This window comes from Wolbachia endosymbiont (group A) of Barypeithes pellucidus, assembly GCF_964030885.1.
Classification (GTDB): Bacteria; Pseudomonadota; Alphaproteobacteria; order Rickettsiales; family Anaplasmataceae; genus Wolbachia.
This window is the reverse complement of record NZ_OZ034985.1, coordinates 1,481,512-1,498,276: the sequence shown is the minus strand read 5'-3', so window position 1 is coordinate 1,498,276 and position 16,765 is coordinate 1,481,512. Positions and strand designations below refer to the sequence as shown.

The following is a 16,765-nucleotide window of genomic DNA, read 5'->3' as shown; positions in this document are numbered from 1 at the left end:
GGAATGACGAATTTGTTGTTTTTCAAATTGTAGGTAAACATACTGTAATTGTATTGAACAATTTAAGTTGTCATTCCAGCGCGTGACGCTGGAATCCAGATTTTTTAGACTGGATCCTATGGTCAAGCCATAGGATGACAAAAGAGTAAACTTTATCTGTGTGAGCTATAGACGCAAATTACAACAAATGCAGTAGCATAATCTCCATCGTCACTCAGAGAAAGATGAATTATGTAGTCCTTTGAGATAAAATCCTTGCCAACGGTAAGATACGGCTTGCCTCTTACATCATTGTATATTTCTATATCTTTCATTATAATACCCTGACCACTGCCTAGTGCTTTAACAAAAGCTTCTTTTGCAGCAAAGCGTTTAGCAAAATACCTTGCTTGCATTTCTTGACTATTATACTTTCTACTTAGCTCTATTTCTTTTTCAGTGTAGATTCTATTGAGAAATTTTTCCCCGTATTTTTGTAATATTCTCAATACTCTTGGTATATATACTATGTCAGTGCCGATACCACGTATCATTTTGTGCTAAAGCGATTTATTGCTTCCTCAATTTGCATTTCCTTTACCTCTCCAGTTGCTCTATTTTTTACTTCAACTATATTTTCATCTATTGCCTTTTTTCCGACAATTATTTGCCACGGCAAGCCTATCAGATCCATTCTAGAAAATTTTACTCCTACACTTCCTTCCGTATCATCGTAAAGCACTTCATCGCTTTTCAAAGCTTTGTATATTTTATCTGCAGCCTCCGTTACTTTCGTTTGTAAATTGATTAAACCAATTCTGAAAGGAGCTACCACCTCCGGCCAGATAATTCCTTTATCATCATGAAAAGCTTCTATTATTGCACCGACAAGCCTTGAAACCCCAATGCCATACGAACCCATATGTATATTGACATTTTTTCCATCTTGTGCGGTGACTTTTGCATTCATTGGTTTTGAATATTTGTCGCCAAAGTAAAAAATATGCCCTATTTCAATACCCTTACTAACATTTAACTGTTCTTGCGGTATAGGACAAATTTTAGGATCATGCATATCATCTGCAACTGCATATATACTCTTCAGATTTTCAATATCTTCACTCTCTAGTAGTTCAGAAAATTTATTGTCATAATATAAAGTGCTCTCACCAGTGTTTGCCAATATGTGAAATTCATGACTTAAATTTCCTCCAATTGGCCCAGTATCAGCTCGAACTCCAATTGGAGTAAGTCCCATGCGTTTGAAGATTTTTATGTAAGTTTTGTACATCAAATTATATGAATTCAGTGAATTTTCGTAATCTACATCAAAACTATACGCATCTTTCATCAGAAATTCTCTGCCTCTCATAACACCAAAACGTGGTCTTACCTCATCACGAAATTTCCACTGGATATGATACAAACAAAGTGGCAAATCTTTGTAACTTTTTACCACATCTCTAATTAAATCAGTTGCCACCTCCTCATGCGTTGGACCGAAAAGCATGTCTTCCTCATGCCTATCCTTTATACGCAACATTTCCTTGCCGTAATCATCGTAACGCCCTGATTCTCGCCAAAGACTTGCCGGTTGCACACAAGGCATCAACACTTCAATAGCACCGGATTTGTTCATTTCATCTCTGATAATGTTTCCAATATTTTTAAGCACTAAGAGACCAAGTGGTAACCACGTATAGATGCCAGATGCTATCTGCTTTATTAAACCTGCACGTAAAGAATATTGATGGGAGATAATTTTAGCATGAGCAGGCTTTTCCTTTAGAGTTGGCAGATAATATTTGGATAAACGCATATAATAGACCCGATTGTATTAAACAATCTTAATACAATCAGATCTGTAGGTAAACTTATTTTGAAAAGGAAGGGAAGTGCGTGGTTGACCATTTCATAAAACCTGTGATCTTTGTACAACAAATTGTTTTTGGTATTGCAACGCTTCTCCACCAAACTTTGTTATGCGATCCTTCAAAGGAAGAGTAGATGGATCTTGCACCTCATTATTCACCGGGTTAACATTATTCACTTGTGCTGTAGAAGGTGAACCAACACACGAACTTGGTGGTACCGGTGACTCCTCTGTCTTTTGTTCAGAATATAACGGAGATGTGGCTCTAGATCCTATACCACTGTCAAAACCCCCGCTTCCTTCTTCCTTGCTTAATGGGGGATTTGTGTGTTTTGTCTGTTCCTTTTCTGCCTGCTCTGGCTCTGTTTGTTCGTGTCCATTTTCAATACTTACCCAGCTATTAGAATGATCACTTCCACTCTCTGAGGGTGCCTTGGCTTCTCTTATCGTATTAAGAACACTAATAAGTGGATTTAGAACAGGTAGATTTACAATAGTAGGCTGCACTTGCTGCGTATCTTCCTCAACATGCTTCAAATTAAAACCTTTTTTCTTATCTGTGCAAACACAGCATCTCTAGGATTTTCTTGATTAGCACCACCATTAACTTTACCTTCAGACATACTAGAACTATTAGCTTTTTTTGGCAAAGGAGTTCCATTTGAATTTGGAGCAAGCGGTGGAGGAGGTGGTGGTGGTACTGCACCACTTGATAGAGACGAAGGGGATGGTGGTACACTATGTTGTACTTGAGGAGGTGCTGTACCACGTGTTTGCGGAGACTGTGAAGGGGAAGTAGGCACACTTGATTTATCCTGCGAACTAGTACCACTATCAACTTCTATATGTGATCCACTACCTTGCTTAACAGGCTTTTCTTGTGGTACTTGAGAAAGTGCTGTATCACGTGCTTGCGGAGGCTGTGAAGGGGAAGTAGGCACACTTGATTTATCCTGCGAACTAGTACCACTATCAACTTTTATCTGTGATCCACTATCTTGCTTAACAGACTTTTCTTGTGGTACTTGAGATGCAGTATGGCCGGATTCTTCTCCACTAAGATCTATTTTTTTTTATCACCAGCTCTAGAAACGGCCAGTCTAATAAGACATATCACTGAAACCAGTGCAACAATTGCAGAAACAGCAAAAATTGCTAAGAGCCTGTTCATAATCTTTTAAGGAGTAAAGCAGTGAAAGCAAGAACGACCATTTGCAGGCTAGTGTTGAGTTTCCGCTCACAATTTTTCCACAATCTTCTACATTTTTCTAACCAAGCAAAAGATCGCTCCACAACCCATCTTTTGGGCAACACAACAAAGGAATGTAATTCATTTCTTTTTACCACTTCAACGGTTGCACCAATAATCGTTTTTATTTGAGTTGCAAAATTCTCTCCACTGCATCAACCAGTACATTTTTTACTCTCGAGAGGTTTTCTTTTGCATTTTCGACCATTCTCACAGCACTGCTACGGTCAGTTATCTCTGCTGTCGTTATATAAATTGCATGCTTGCGTATCTACTGCAATATGGCGTTTTATTCCTGAAATCTTTTTGCCTGCATCATAGCCTTTTTCTTCAGCAGTATCTGCATTTTTTACACTTTGTGCATCAATTATGCAGAAGCTGGTTTTTTCTTTCCGACCATTGTTTTGTCGGACCACGCCAACTATTTTTTTTTAATACCAGCTCCAGAACACTTTCTTTATTTACATCTGATTTTTCACTCCACTTCTTAAAATAGTCGTAACAATTGCGCCATTTTGGAAACTCTTTTGGTAACATTCTCCACTGGCAGCCGCTTTTTAAGACGTATAGCACCCCACAAAATACATCATATAAATCAAGTGTTCTTGGTTTTGTCTTCTTTCTGCAAGATTCCAGATCTGCTACAATAATCTCAAACTTTTCTCGACTTATGTCACTTGGGTATAAACTCCTCATATATCCTCATTTATATACACTATCTCTTAGTTTATTCCTTTCTTGAGATCATGTACAGTCTCTGAGACAAATAGAGAGAAGGAACTACTTATTAAATGCTACTTAATGAACAAATTTACTGCAATTGGTATGCCTAAATTTGAAATAGTCGCATAAAATTATTTACTCTGGAAAAAACTTACGTTGCTATGCAACAAAGCCATCCCAGTGTCGGCTACTTGGATGACACCCTCTTGGATGAAAACCAGTGTCCGCTGCTTGCATAGCATTTATCTACCAAAACAATGGTCATGCAAGAGGCTTAATGACTTTGCTTGGATGTTTGATATAATTTAAATTGTAAGGTCTAAAGAATACTAGCATGAATGAAGTGATAACATTTGGTTGTCGTCTAAATTTTTACGAGAGTGAGTTAATCAAAGAAGCATTAAAAAAAGCAAAGAGAGAAAATGTTGTTGTGGTGCACAGCTGTGCAGTGACAAACGAAGCAGAACGTCAAGTAAAGCAAAAAATACGTAAGATCTATAAAAATGACCCAAGTAAAGAAATTATCGTAGTTGGCTGTGCTGTTCAGTTGGATCCTGAATCGTATAGTGATATTCCTGGTGTAAGTAAAGTGCTCGGTAATCAAGATAAGCTAAAAGCTGAAAGTTACTTACTAAATGATGATAAAATCTTAGTCAGTGATAACCAAGCAAACAAGTCAGAACCTGTTCTAATTAATGGATTTGAAGATAAATCAAGGGCATTTATTGAAATTCAAAATGGTTGTAATCATAGCTGCACATTTTGCTCAATTACTGAGGCAAGAGGGAATAATCGATCTGTGCCAATAAACAGTATTATAGAGCAAATCAGGATCTTTATAGAAAATGGATATCAAGAAGTAGTGTTTACAGGTGTTGATATTACTGACTTTGGTACAGATTTGTTGGGTAAGCCATCACTTGGTTCAATGATTAGGAGAGTTTTAAAAGATATACCAGAGTTGAAGAGACTAAGACTTTCCTCTATCGATGTTGCTGAAGTTGACGACGAATTAATGGATTTAATAGCTAATGAGTCAAGACTTATGCCTCATTTACATTTGAGTCTACAATCTGGTAATAATTTAATACTAAAGAGAATGAAGCGTCGTCACAACAGAGAACAAGTGATAGAATTTTGTCATAAAATGAAGAGCTTGAGGCCTAATATAGCATTTGGCGCTGATATTATTGCTGGATTTCCAACAGAAACTGATGAAATGTTTCAGGATACAGTTGATTTACTGAGAAAAACAAATATAGTTTACCTACATGCTTTTCCATATTCAGAGCGGAAGAATACACCTGCTGCACGAATGCCACAAGTACCAGAGAATGTGCGTAAAGAACGAGTAAAAAATTTAAGAGAAATGAATAGAGAAATGATGAGTAGCTTTTATCAATCTTTGATAGGCACTGAACAAAGTGTTCTGGTTGAGCAAAATCATATCGGTAGAACAGAAAATTTTGCATTAGTAAAGCTTGAATCAAAAGCTCAAGCCAAGAGTATTGTGAAAGTTAATGTTAAAAGAGTGGAAAATAATTATCTAATCGGAAGTATCTTACCTTAATTTTTTGTACATTAAAGAAATATATGATATAGTAGTTATACTATAAATGATAATTATGGGTTCATTTGTGATAACTAAAATATCTATTGCTTTATTTTTAATTTTCATTCCATGTGTCTATTTTTTTATTACTTATATTAGTAATAGTACACACATTGAGCAAGTACAACCCTTAAAATTAGAAACAGACAATAATGAAAGTGTAATACGTTCTGAAGAGGTTACTGAAAAAGAAATACTAATAAATGATTTAAAATATCAAGAACTTGAAAGTAGTCCTATTAAGCAACCTTCTATTCTCCAAGTAGCTGATCAGAAAAATATGTGGTCACGTATTGCAGATCAAGCTGATAATGAGCAGCCTACAAAAGAAAAATCAAAAAAACTTGATTTTTATGTTAGTGCTAACGGCGGTAAGATATACAATGATAGTTCAGAAACATTTGTAAAGGGCATTAGAGAAATAGGGCAATGGTTTATTAGTTTAATCGATACAGATGCTGAGAGTAACATTATAAAACAAATGATAATAGGGTATATAAAAGGGAAATTCGAAGATGAAATTAATAGTATACAGAAGTTTAACGGTAAAATTGATTTCCAGTGGCTTAGGAGCGTATCTTTAGGTTACTATGCTGAGGAAAATGGCCGAGTTGATTTTGAAGCCATGTATTCTAGAGCCAATATTGAAGATAGTAATTCTCCTCCGATATTTGATAAATCAGCAAGTGTGTTTGCATTTTTATTAAATTTTTATTATAATCCCAACATTCAAAGTACACAATTTGCTCCGTACATCGGTCTTGGTATAGGACCAACAGTTTTTAGATTAAAAAGGATTAATGGGTCACCCCAAAATTCAATGCCACTCAATGTTCCTTGGTTTGCTTATCAAATAAAATTTGGTGTTGATTATTCAATAATCCCAGAAGTCAAAACCTTTCTCGGCTATCGTTACTTTAGCATTCCGATACCTGTTGCAGATGACATATCTACTCACAATATTGAAGCTGGTTTGATATTTAATTTTTAGTAATGATTTAATATATATATAAATTCTTATCTTTTCTATCTAACAAACCAAATGTTGGTACGATTGTTGCTTTTAAAAAAATGACAGTTTCTACTGTTCTAATATTATTCGCTAGCCTTTTTGACTTCTGATGCAATGAGCTTTGCTTATCTTCTCTATGTTCTATAAGCCCGCCGATTACCATAATTTCACCGCTCTTAATTTTTAACATAGAGTTCATTTCTCTGATTTCAACAATTGGAATGTCGCTATTTAATTTCATTTTACTCTGCTGTGCGACGTACTCTATATCTGGATCTTTAGTGTAGCCGTTAATTCTTGATAAAGTTGGATGTATATCCATGAATATTTCACTAGTATCAATGTTAATGCTTGGGTGGATTATTAGCACAACACCTATTGGGACGCTATTCATCTTGGTAATTAAGGTCTGATTAGAGTTTCTAGTATCTTTTTGTATATCGGAAGTAAAATAAATATGGTTTTTAGTAAATGAAATCATCGCTTGCTGATTATTTATAGCATGTACTCTGGGGCTTGAAATTACAGTTGAAGTGCCAAATTTGTCTAAATTTTTTACTAAATCTCCTAGATCATTCGCACCAAAGTTCATTGCTAGGTTAATAATGGAGTTATCTTGATTTATTATAGACTTAGTTCCATCGTATAAGTCATTTAAGTTCATACCAGAAAGGTATTTGTCATCTAGCACAACTTCAACTATTTTTGCCTCTATCATTACTTGAGAAGACGCTAACTTCTTAACCTTATTAATATATTCTTCAACAGCTTTGTGGATATCTTTTCTAGCATTCAAAATAATAACACCAGCTTCTCTGTTGGATGAAAGGAATTCGCCATCATCCACCCCGTTAACATCCATTATTGCATTCAAGCCTTTTTCTAATGAATTCCATAAGTCACTACTGTATTGAGACTTCATAACATTGTTATAGTCCCTATCAACGTTACTTCCATCACTGTTAGTAATATTGTTACTAATGACGAAACTGCTTTGAGCAGAATGTTGAATATTGATGAAGTCTACGTAATAATTTTGCGTGTATGGCAAGTCCTGCTCAATTCTAATTACACCATTACTTGTTGAGTAACGCAGTTTGGCGCTATTTGCTATACTCTGAATTACTTCATTTATATTCTTATCTTTTAGCTTTAAAATAATATTACCTGATATTTTTGGGTCCATATCCAAGTTAACGTCAGAAAGTTTTCCTATCTCAATCAGCAAATCTTTTACTGATACTTCTTCACTAACATTAATAGAAATAAGCTGACTACTGGTCGTGAGATCAGGAAACTCTATTGGTAAAGGCATAATTTCTGGTATTGCCGGTTCATTAATCTCCAAAGAGGTGTTATATTGTTGCAACGAATAATCGTGCCCACCTATATCATGATGATCTTCGTTGTCTATATTAGTGAGATGTTGCTTAGTAGGCAGGTGTGTGCAAGAAATAATGAAGAGGAGTATTAAGCATTTAAAAATAGCCATTAGAACAGCATACAAAATCTATACTAATAGATTTCTATGAAAATATTAAAAATGTATTTAATTTCGTTTTCATCGAGCAGATAATTGTCATATATTAGCTTGACCTACACTGGCTATAGCTAAACTGACTTAGATTTACCGACGATTTGAAAAACCGTCATCCCGCTACGTGTTAGCGGGATCTAGAGATACCGTGACGGTATGACGGTTCGCGGCGGTATAGTAACTCGTCATTCCGCTACTCGTTAGCGCCGTGGCGGTATAGCTATATATGTTTCTTTGCACACTTTATCTTGTACTTAAATGTAGACCAGCATAGCCTTAGTTTTTTTATATATTTTACTTCTTTCTCTATATTTAATAATAGGCTTGAAAATAAATGGTAAGCCTATAATTGTTAAGCTTAGAGCTAGGGTTGAAAGTATACAACAGGCTTTGTGTTTACTATGTAGCTCTTTCAGGTAAAGCATCAAAAATCTACAAAATTTTTTGTAATTTTCTTCGATGTTTTTTTTGCTATGAGCCTTGCTAATGAACATATCTATTGCGGTATGACCGTTATTACACTTAATGTTAAGGTCTGCACCTTTTTCTATTAACAGCTGAGCTATATCAAAATAATCCTTTTGAACAGCAAGATGTAGAGGTGCAAAACCTTGTTGCTCACAAATGTTCATATTGGCTCTAACTTCCAATAACATTTTCACAATTTTTGTATGGCCTTTTTTAACTGCCAGTAGCAAGGGAGTTCTGTTACATTTAGTAACAGCATTAATGTTTACCTTAAGCTTCAATAAGAGCTTAACTGTTTTAGTGTTACCATTATGGCTAGCTTTATGCAGCCTGGCATTACCATTAAAATCTTGATCGTTTGCTTCTATTCCCTTTGAAACAAGAAATGTTACCATTTTTCTATTATTATGCTCAATAGCGCAATCTAATGCATCAAAACCATGGTTGTTTTTTGTGCAAAAAAACTCTTTAAGTTTAATTTTATCGTTACTTACTTGCTGTCTTTTTGCAATAAGCTTTACTATTTGCATTTTGTTGTTATACGCTGCTAGGAAAAGCGTAGTGTTATTTTCTGCATCTTTTGCTTCTATATTTGCACCTTTCTTTATCAGATATTCTATAATTTCTGCTCTGCTGTCATAATGTGCGGTGCATTGATAAATGGTTAAAAACAAAGGAGTACGAAAATTGTTATCTTCACATTCGAGATTTGCTCCGCTATCAATTAAAATTTGGACGCTTTTTTTAGAACCGTATAGTGAAGCTATATGAAGAGGAGTATAGCCCTCTTTGGCATCTTTTTCATTAATTTTTGCGCCTTTTGTTATCAAAAAATCTATTAATTCCGTGTCATCTTGTAGTGCAGCAAGGTGCAGTGGAGTGAATCCGTTTTTATCCTTGGAATTAATTGTCAGTTGATTAACAAAAAGTTTAGCAACTTTCTTGTGTCCATGCATAATGGCGTAATGCAGAGGGTTTCTATTTTCATTGTCTACGACATTGAAATCAGCTTCGTGCTCTAGTAATGACTTTACTCCAACTAAATCACCTTCTTTTGTGAACTTGTGCAAGAGAGTGATTCCACTTGCATCTTTTGAGTTAATATCAAATCCATTTTCTACTAATTGGTTTATATCTTCCTCACGCGCCATATTACTTAAGTCTCTAATTGAACCCTTTTTGCGTTAATAATACTCCTACTTGATTAAGTTTAAATGAATCTGTGAGAAATGGCTAGGATACTATGCATTCTTGCATAACAAACTTTTGGCAGCGCGTTGAAAAACGAAAAACTTGCTTGACACCCTCCGCCAGCCCCCTTATCATGAAACTGAAGCTATTTATTTATCTTCGCAATCTGTGCAGGTTAATGACAAAAAACTTAGGGTATTTGGCGTCTCATGTTTAATTTTTCGCACTACGTGCATCGCATGTCTTTAAAAATTTCTGGGTTTTTACCTATATAAGCCGAAACGCGCTTACAAAGCGTTTAAGACAGCAAAAAACGTCAAATTGACAAGGGAGAATTTGAATGCTAGCTACTACGGGGTTTCTTTGCCTTTTTTCCTGCTTGGTAAATTTCTTAAACACTTGCGGTGTAGGTTAGTTGCAAGTTAAAAGTAACTAAATCGCTCTTAATCAAGCGTTTTAGAATAAAAAAACGCCGATATTTTAGTACATAGTAAATAGCCAACCACCATGGGGCTTCTTTTGCCTTTTTTTTCGTTTGGTAAATTTCTTAAATATTTATGGCTAAACGACAACCGTCATCCCACTACTTGTTAGCGGGATCTCTTGTTAGCGGCTGAGATACCGCGAATGAATCGCGGTATGACGGTTCGTGGCGGTATGACGGTTCGCGGTGGCATGACGATAAAGCCTCGTCACCCCGCTACTTGTTAGCGGGATCTAGAGATACCGCGGCGGTATGACGGTTCGCGGTGGCATGACGATAAGGTTTATACCTTGTCATGCCAGTGCTTGACACTGGCATCCAGTTTTCTTTACAAATTCACCAAAAGTGCTTCATTCTATAACGCAAAACCCATACTCACCAAACCCAATGCATTACTTGCAATTAAGTTTCCTGGATCCCAGTTTCTGGGCACTGAGATGACAACGAAGGGCTACTTGGATGATAGGGAAGGGTGCTGGAATGAAGGTTTTTCAAATTGTCGGTAAACCTAAATCTATAATAACTATTTGCCTTTTTTCTAGGTTATGCAAGAAGTCTACTGAATAACAGTAAGATTTTTCAATCCTGTTCCACAGCAAATTTTAGTGCCATGTGAGTAGTTACAGTGCTGTTGACAATCAAAATGACAAAAACTAAGATGGTGATTAGTAGTGTATAAATATTCAAGGACAAATTTTCAAATTGAGTTAGCATTTTAAAATACACAAAGGTTGGCATTATCATTGGCAAAACAAGAATTTGCGATACTCCTGATGCTAAGTTGTTTCGACCAATCATCAATGCATTTCCAGTAGCTGAAATATTAATGATTATCAGCGTATTAAATAATAAAGACACTCCAACTGCTATTGAGTGTTCAATACTATTGCCTAGAACTGCAAAGCTGAATATGGAAGAAATTACTGAAATCGGTAACCCAAATAATAACCAGTGAGCGAAAATTTTATAAGCAACTATAAGCCTAGAAGAGAGTGGCTGTACAAAGATTTGCTCTAATATTCCATCATGATAATCAGATGTAAACAAATTATTTGTAGAGATCTGCAAAACAAATGTAGCACATATCCATGTTAATGTTAGCATAACTTCTTGTTTATTGTTGTTTTCAAGTGTAAATGAAGATAAACTTAACATTATAATGAAAATACATACTATATAGGTAAGATTCTTATCATTTATTACTAATTTTTTTACTGGGTCGATCATACTAGGCTTTTAAATGTTTATTATAAATTATAGTGTTTACTTTGAGGTAGTATAATTTTTTGTTCATAAGTTATATAAGTTTTATTATTTTTTTGATAATGCAATTATGGAAAAGTTACCAAAAATAAAGTCACCAGAAGATTACACTCCTTCAGAAGATGAAGAATATATGAGCGTAAAACAACTGGAATACTTCAGCTTAAAGTTACAATCAATACTCGCTGAGTTGGAGAAACAAGAACTAGAAGAGAATAGTATTGATACATACTATTCTGATGGAGATAGTGGAAACGAGGAATTAATCAAGCGTCGAAAAGATAGAAAAGAAAAAATTAAGGAGGCGTTAGAAAAAATAAAATTAGGCACTTATGGTTACTGCGATGGAACAGGAGAAGAAATAGGAGTCGAAAGACTTAAAGCTAATCCGCTTGCTATATATTGTATTGAAGAGCAAGAGAGAGTAGAAAAAGAAAAGAACGTGTACAACATTAACGATTAATTTACACATAAGTGGTGAGCCATTGGACTTCAAGAGGAGCAAGAGGCGCTAAAGTATGTTATGCTATAAAGAAAGTGGAAAATTGGACATTCTCAACTCGACTCCTGCAGATTAAAAGGGAGTGTTAAATAAACTGTGTCAAACCGAAAAAAAAGTAATAAATTGATATAAAAAAATGGAGGTTTGACAATGAGTCAGAAAGTAGTAAACAGAACTACCGGTTTGGTAGATTATAAAGAATTAGAAACAAATATCCTGTCGTCTATACGAGAAGGAAGACCGTTGACAGGAAGAGATGGAGCATTAACACCGTTTATAAAAAAGTTGCTGGAGGTAAGCCTGGAAGGTGAAATAGAAAACCACTTGTCGGCTAAAAGCGAAGAGAATAATCGAAGAAATGGGAGAAATGCAAAAACTTTACGTACAAGTGCAGAGCTATTAACACCAAGAGATAGAGAAGGAAGTTTCGAACCACAAATAGTCAAAAAAAGGCAAACAAACTTACATCCAGAGCTTGAAACGAAGATTTTGAGCACATTTGCCAGTGGTATGGGCTATAGAGATATAGTGTCACATGTTGAGGAAATTTATGATCACAAAATATCGGCGGCAGAGATATCAAGTATTACTGACAAATTGCTACCAGTAATCAACGAATGGCGTAGTCGCCCGCTGCAGTCTGTATATCCGATAGTTTTCATGGATGGCATGTTTTTTAAAGTCAAAGAGGACGGGCATTGCGTAAGTAAATGCATGTATAACATATTAGGCATAGATCAAAATGGCAAAAAAGAAGTATTAGGTTTTTATTTGGCTGAAAGTGAAGGAGCTAACTTCTGGTTGGGAGTGTTAAATGACCTCAAAGAAAGAGGAGTAGAAGATATCCTTATTGCCTGCGTTGATGGGCTAAAAAGCTTTCCTGCAGCTATAAACAGTGTCTTTCCTAATGCGGAAGTGCAGATGTGTATAGTGCATCAGATACGCAACTCACTGAAGTATGTGGCCAGTAAAGATGCGAAGAGTTTTTTGAGCGATTTAAAGAAGGTATATCAAGCTTCAAGCAAGGAAATTGCCGAGAATTATCTGTTGGAATTGGATGAAAAATGGGGCACAAAGTACCCTATGGTTATAAAATCTTGGCAGAATAATTGGGAAAACTTGTCTGGTTATTTTAAGTATTCTGGTCCAGTTAGGAGGATAATCTACACCACCAATCCCATAGAGGGGCTACATAGGCAAATTAGGAAATTCACTAAGACCAAAGGCTCATTTACCAGCATAAATGCCTTGTATAAGCAGGTATATTGTGCTATAAAGAAGGCAGAGGAAAAGTGGACGATGCCTGTACATGATTGGGCATTAACTATCTCTCAACTTGATGTTTTCTTTCCTGGCAGATTGAAAATTGAGTTGAACTAAAAATGCGGTTTGACACAGTTTATTTAACACTCCCGATTAAAAATTAAGTTGAATTAAAAATTGGGTTTGACGCAGTTTTTTCCCATAGTTTAAGAAATTAAAAATTTAACGATTAGAATTATAATTACAGACCACAGTAAAAAATAGACTTTTCCATTTGATTTATTTTTAACTTGGATGTTTTCTAATTTTTTATCAGCTATTAGGTTTAATTTTTCTATAAGGCTAAATATCCCTTGGATTGTTTTTATGGGATAAGAACTTCTAATTTTTTCCCTATACCCTATTTTACTTTCATGTTGACTGCTTATCCACGCTTCAACTACTTTCCACATATTGATTTCTGGGTAGATCTTTCTACATGTCCCTTCTAGTAAAATCATAGTTTTCTGCAGCAATAACAATTGTGTTTGAACTTTCATATCAAAATCACCCGTTATTTTTAATAGCTGAGCAAGTAAACTAGCAAATGAAATTTTCTGTATAGGCTGCCCAATAATGGGTTCACCTATTGCCCTGCAAGCTGTGACAAAATTTCTATGCTGTGATGAAACGTAACCAGCTTTAAAGTGCATTTTTGCAACGTGATCATAATCCCGATTTAAAAAGCCTTTGAGTATCTCTATAACGTAATAGCATGTCTCACGATCTATTCTACCCATGATTCCACAATCCAGGGCAATAATATTGTTATTACTATCAACCATTAGATTTCCAGGATGCATATCAGCATGGAAAAAACAATCCCTGTATACCTGATTACAAAACGATTCTATAAGGTTGATAGCTATTTGCTTACGATTATTCAGTTTTTCAACTTCGTATATTGGCGTTGCTTCTATCCATTCTAATGTTAAAACCTTTTTCGAAGTTCTATTCCAATCTACTTCAGGTACGTAAAAACCTCTGTCATTTTTTGTGTTTTCCTTTAGTTCCGAAGAGTGAGCAGCTTCAAAACGTAGATCTAACTCTAATCGGCAAATTTCAGCAAAAGTTTTGACTAATTCAATCGGCTTCAGCCTTTTTGATTGTTCGCTAAATTTTTCTGCAATTTCCGCAAGCCAAGAAAGCATCTTTATATCCCTTGAGAATGTTTTCTCAATATTTGGCCTTAAAACCTTCACAGCAACTTCTTTACCCTCAGTTGTAACCGCTCTATGCACCTGAGAAATCGATGCTGCTGCAATTGGCTTTTCAGAAAAGCTTGAAAAAATGTCGCTCAATTTACAATTAAACTCACTTTCTATAGTTTTAACTGCTATTTTATGTGAAAACGATGGCAATCTATCACATATCAATAATAAGTTATTTGTTATATCCTCATTTAAAACATCAGTACGTGATGAGATAGACTGCCCAAACTTAATGAACACCGGACCTAATTTTTCAAGAGCACGCTTTAGTTTATGGCCTTGTATCTTATTTATTGATTTCTTTGATGGTGGAAGTAAATAAGGTAATATATTGTAACGCGTCAGCACTGTAGTTATGTGCAGAAGACGCAAAATATTTTGAATCATTTCGCTGCGTAACTGCTAAAGATTTCATTTAGGGTTTTATTCTTCATAATCTCACCAGGCTTACCTTGGCAGTAGACAGTATTATTTATACAAATTATGTAATCTGAGCATGGTAGAGCAGAGTTAAGATCATGAGAAGTCATAAGAATCGACACTAATCGGTTTTTTGCTATTTTGCTTATAATATCATAGAACTTAGCCCGTGCGTTAATATCCATTGCACTAACTGGTTCATCTAGAATGATCAAGTCAGGCTCTGCGATTAAACAACGTGCAAGCAGTAGTAGTTGTGTTTGCCCTGCAGAAATTTCTAACACTTGATTCTTCAAAATGTTACCGATACCAACCAACTCTATCGCTTCTGTAATAATGGATTGATTTTTCTTTGGTCTTTTCAAGGAGCTATTTAAAAGGAAATATTCAACTGTTATTGGCATCAAATTACTAACACTAAAATTTTGCGGCATATAGCCAATTTTTATGTTGTCAGCAAATACGATACTACCAGTACAGCTTTTATTTATGCCAGCAATTGCTTTCACTAAAGAGGTTTTACCTCCACCATTTGGACCAAGTATTGTAATTACGTCTCCTCTTTCCATGAACATATTGATATTGTCAAGGATTCTTTTACCATCATATGTGAGAGTAAGATTTTCTATTTTTAGAACATGATTATTGACATTATTTAACTTATTGACAAAATTTAACTTCTTCTCAACGTTTATATGAGACATTTACTGACTTTTTTTCTATTACTTTCATTTACACTATACTATAATATTGCTTTTTCATCCAATTTAAAAGTTGTAGCTACAATCAAACCTATCCACTCACTTGTGGCTTCTGTTACAGAAGGGATTTTAGAACCGGAATTGCTTGGCTATGCAACATCTGCGCATAATTATATATTAAAGCCATCTGATGCGAGTAATTTGGAATCAAGTGATGTCATATTTTACACTGACGATAACTTAGAGACGTTTGTTCAAACTTTCGCTAAAAATAATAAAGAACTAGTGCAATTGTCAAAGGCAATCAACCTACTTCCTGCTCGGCCACATTCATTTTCTAGAAAAATCACTAATATTCAAGATGAAAAAGACCTACACATTTGGCTGAGTCCCGAAAATGCAAAGAGCATGATACTTTTTATAAGTGCAACATTGTCTAACATAGATAAAGAAAATTCCCATCAATACAACTCTAATGCAACAAAAGCTATAAAAAAAATAGACCAAGAAGTAAAAGAAATCATGAAAGAACTGAATGATTTTAAAAATCAAAAATACATCGTCACTCATGATGCTTATCAATATTTTGAAAAATATTTTGGTTTAAATCACCCAAGCGCCATTCTTTCTATAGAAGAGGATTCTTACATAGGTATGAAGAGTTTAATGAAGCTAAAAAAGATAATGAAGGAAGAAAACGTTAAATGTATATTTGCTCATTCACAGGAAGATAGCATAAAGCCTAATGCCCTTTCTAATAACGCAAAAATGGTAGTTCTTGATCCTATTGGATCAGACATAGAGCCTGGAAAAGATGCATATCTAGCTATAATCAATAGCATTGCACAAAATTTTAAGTCTTGTTTTGTTGAGTAATAAGCTCCCTTTTAGCTTACCGTTTTATTGTTCTGCAATTTAAATTACCATTTGTCCTTTACATATTATGCAGGTTTAGAATTATGCTTTATTCTTACGTTTATGTCTTGGCCCAATGCAATCAATAAGTTAAGCAAGTATTCTAAGGAGAACCCTTCGACTCTTGATCTATTGATTTGAGATACTTTAGGCTGATCAATCTTTAGAGCGTTTGCTGCTTTTTTCTGTGTTGTGTACTGCTTACTTATTAATTGTGCAATGATCTTTATTAATTTCAGTTTTGTATCTTTTACATCCCCCAACTCTACTATTATAGGATAACTTAATTGTAAATTTTGCATAATAATAAAATTCCTTATAAA

At 35.0% G+C, this 16,765-nt stretch carries 15 protein-coding genes and 1 pseudogene; 5 read left to right on the top strand and 11 right to left on the bottom strand.

The genetic code is table 11. From position 1 onward, the window contains the following. Positions 1 to 152: 152 nt before the first annotated feature. From ACQH1X_RS07670 to ACQH1X_RS07650, 5 genes and pseudogenes are all read right to left on the bottom strand, one after another. Positions 153 to 533, bottom strand: a complete 381-nt coding sequence (locus ACQH1X_RS07670) for a holo-[acyl-carrier-protein] synthase (RefSeq protein ID WP_425386165.1) — start codon at positions 531 to 533, stop codon at positions 153 to 155. Then, complete coding sequence (gene proS, locus ACQH1X_RS07665) at positions 530 to 1,798, bottom strand: proline--tRNA ligase (RefSeq protein WP_425386164.1); 1,269 nt, start codon at positions 1,796 to 1,798, stop codon at positions 530 to 532. Before proS ends, ACQH1X_RS07670 begins: the two co-directional genes overlap by 4 nt. Positions 1,799 to 1,891: 93 nt before the next feature. Further along, positions 1,892 to 2,389 carry a hypothetical protein gene (locus ACQH1X_RS07660; RefSeq protein WP_425386163.1) on the bottom strand — a complete coding sequence of 166 codons (498 nt, stop codon included), beginning with the start codon at positions 2,387 to 2,389 and terminating at the stop codon, positions 1,892 to 1,894. After that, entirely contained in the window at positions 2,386 to 2,793 is a 408-nt protein-coding gene (locus ACQH1X_RS07655) for a hypothetical protein (protein ID WP_425386162.1), read from the bottom strand. The genes ACQH1X_RS07660 and ACQH1X_RS07655 overlap by 4 nt, the downstream gene beginning before the upstream one ends. A gap of 226 nt (positions 2,794 to 3,019) precedes the next feature. After that, a pseudogene (locus tag ACQH1X_RS07650) lies at positions 3,020 to 3,797 on the bottom strand (IS5 family transposase). A 361-nt stretch (positions 3,798 to 4,158) separates the two neighbouring features. Here ACQH1X_RS07650 and mtaB point away from each other — a divergent pair. Together mtaB and ACQH1X_RS07640 are read left to right on the top strand one after the other, a co-directional pair. After that, on the top strand, positions 4,159 to 5,394 hold the full coding sequence (gene mtaB / locus ACQH1X_RS07645) for a tRNA (N(6)-L-threonylcarbamoyladenosine(37)-C(2))-methylthiotransferase MtaB (RefSeq protein WP_265034594.1): 1,236 nt from the start codon (positions 4,159 to 4,161) through the stop codon (positions 5,392 to 5,394). Between the two features lie 67 nt (positions 5,395 to 5,461). Beyond that, positions 5,462 to 6,427 carry an outer membrane protein gene (locus tag ACQH1X_RS07640; protein ID WP_425386161.1) on the top strand — a complete coding sequence of 322 codons (966 nt, stop codon included), beginning with the start codon at positions 5,462 to 5,464 and terminating at the stop codon, positions 6,425 to 6,427. 7 nt (positions 6,428 to 6,434) lie between these two features. On the opposite strand, the gene ACQH1X_RS07635 is transcribed toward ACQH1X_RS07640, so the two are convergent. The 3 genes from ACQH1X_RS07635 to ACQH1X_RS07625 form a co-directional block, all read right to left on the bottom strand. Then, positions 6,435 to 7,940 (bottom strand): type II secretion system protein GspD, encoded by a 1,506-nt coding sequence (locus ACQH1X_RS07635; RefSeq protein ID WP_425386160.1) that lies wholly within the window; start codon positions 7,938 to 7,940, stop codon positions 6,435 to 6,437. Positions 7,941 to 8,239: 299 nt separating this feature from the next. Further along, positions 8,240 to 9,604 carry an ankyrin repeat domain-containing protein gene (locus ACQH1X_RS07630; protein WP_425386159.1) on the bottom strand — a complete coding sequence of 455 codons (1,365 nt, stop codon included), beginning with the start codon at positions 9,602 to 9,604 and terminating at the stop codon, positions 8,240 to 8,242. Positions 9,605 to 10,707: 1,103 nt separating this feature from the next. Continuing rightward, a complete protein-coding gene (locus ACQH1X_RS07625) occupies positions 10,708 to 11,355 on the bottom strand; it encodes a heme exporter protein CcmB (RefSeq protein ID WP_425386158.1) in 648 nt (215 codons plus the stop codon). Positions 11,356 to 11,461: 106 nt separating this feature from the next. On the opposite strand from ACQH1X_RS07625, the gene ACQH1X_RS07620 reads away from it, so the two are divergent. Both ACQH1X_RS07620 and ACQH1X_RS07615 read left to right on the top strand, forming a co-directional pair. Continuing rightward, the gene (locus ACQH1X_RS07620) at positions 11,462 to 11,854 is read left to right on the top strand and encodes a TraR/DksA family transcriptional regulator (RefSeq protein ID WP_064124828.1); all 393 of its coding nucleotides are present in this window, start codon (positions 11,462 to 11,464) and stop codon (positions 11,852 to 11,854) included. 189 nt (positions 11,855 to 12,043) lie between these two features. Continuing rightward, the gene (locus ACQH1X_RS07615) at positions 12,044 to 13,273 is read left to right on the top strand and encodes an IS256-like element ISWpi15 family transposase (protein WP_425386153.1); all 1,230 of its coding nucleotides are present in this window, start codon (positions 12,044 to 12,046) and stop codon (positions 13,271 to 13,273) included. An 89-nt stretch (positions 13,274 to 13,362) separates the two neighbouring features. On the opposite strand, the gene ubiB is transcribed toward ACQH1X_RS07615, so the two are convergent. Both ubiB and ACQH1X_RS07605 read right to left on the bottom strand, forming a co-directional pair. Further along, positions 13,363 to 14,793, bottom strand: a complete 1,431-nt coding sequence (gene ubiB, locus ACQH1X_RS07610; RefSeq protein WP_425386157.1) for a 2-polyprenylphenol 6-hydroxylase — start codon at positions 14,791 to 14,793, stop codon at positions 13,363 to 13,365. Further along, positions 14,790 to 15,530, bottom strand: coding sequence for a metal ABC transporter ATP-binding protein (locus ACQH1X_RS07605; protein WP_425386156.1), 741 nt, complete (start codon positions 15,528 to 15,530; stop codon positions 14,790 to 14,792). The genes ubiB and ACQH1X_RS07605 overlap by 4 nt, the downstream gene beginning before the upstream one ends. Here ACQH1X_RS07605 and ACQH1X_RS07600 point away from each other — a divergent pair. Further along, positions 15,522 to 16,403, top strand: a complete 882-nt coding sequence (locus ACQH1X_RS07600) for a zinc ABC transporter substrate-binding protein (protein WP_425386155.1) — start codon at positions 15,522 to 15,524, stop codon at positions 16,401 to 16,403. The genes ACQH1X_RS07605 and ACQH1X_RS07600 overlap by 9 nt on opposite strands. Before the next feature lie 65 nt (positions 16,404 to 16,468). Here the strand turns inward: ACQH1X_RS07600 and ACQH1X_RS07595 are convergent, their stop codons facing one another. Beyond that, positions 16,469 to 16,744: a helix-turn-helix domain-containing protein gene (locus ACQH1X_RS07595; RefSeq protein WP_265026428.1), complete on the bottom strand. Its 276-nt coding sequence runs from the start codon at positions 16,742 to 16,744 to the stop codon at positions 16,469 to 16,471. Positions 16,745 to 16,765: the final 21 nt, after the last annotated feature.

Coding starts and splice junctions, on each gene's coding strand:
- ACQH1X_RS07670 (WP_425386165.1), bottom strand. CDS start 533: ATGATACGTGGTATCGGCACTGACATAGTATATATACCAAGAGTATTG.
- proS (WP_425386164.1), bottom strand. CDS start 1,798: ATGCGTTTATCCAAATATTATCTGCCAACTCTAAAGGAAAAGCCTGCT.
- mtaB (WP_265034594.1), top strand. CDS start 4,159: ATGAATGAAGTGATAACATTTGGTTGTCGTCTAAATTTTTACGAGAGT.
- ACQH1X_RS07635 (WP_425386160.1), bottom strand. CDS start 7,940: ATGGCTATTTTTAAATGCTTAATACTCCTCTTCATTATTTCTTGCACA.
- ACQH1X_RS07630 (WP_425386159.1), bottom strand. CDS start 9,604: ATGGCGCGTGAGGAAGATATAAACCAATTAGTAGAAAATGGATTTGAT.
- ACQH1X_RS07625 (WP_425386158.1), bottom strand. CDS start 11,355: ATGATCGACCCAGTAAAAAAATTAGTAATAAATGATAAGAATCTTACC.
- ACQH1X_RS07620 (WP_064124828.1), top strand. CDS start 11,462: ATGGAAAAGTTACCAAAAATAAAGTCACCAGAAGATTACACTCCTTCA.
- ACQH1X_RS07615 (WP_425386153.1), top strand. CDS start 12,044: ATGAGTCAGAAAGTAGTAAACAGAACTACCGGTTTGGTAGATTATAAA.
- ubiB (WP_425386157.1), bottom strand. CDS start 14,793: ATGATTCAAAATATTTTGCGTCTTCTGCACATAACTACAGTGCTGACG.
- ACQH1X_RS07600 (WP_425386155.1), top strand. CDS start 15,522: ATGAGACATTTACTGACTTTTTTTCTATTACTTTCATTTACACTATAC.
- ACQH1X_RS07605 (WP_425386156.1), bottom strand. CDS start 15,530: ATGTCTCATATAAACGTTGAGAAGAAGTTAAATTTTGTCAATAAGTTA.
- ACQH1X_RS07595 (WP_265026428.1), bottom strand. CDS start 16,744: ATGCAAAATTTACAATTAAGTTATCCTATAATAGTAGAGTTGGGGGAT.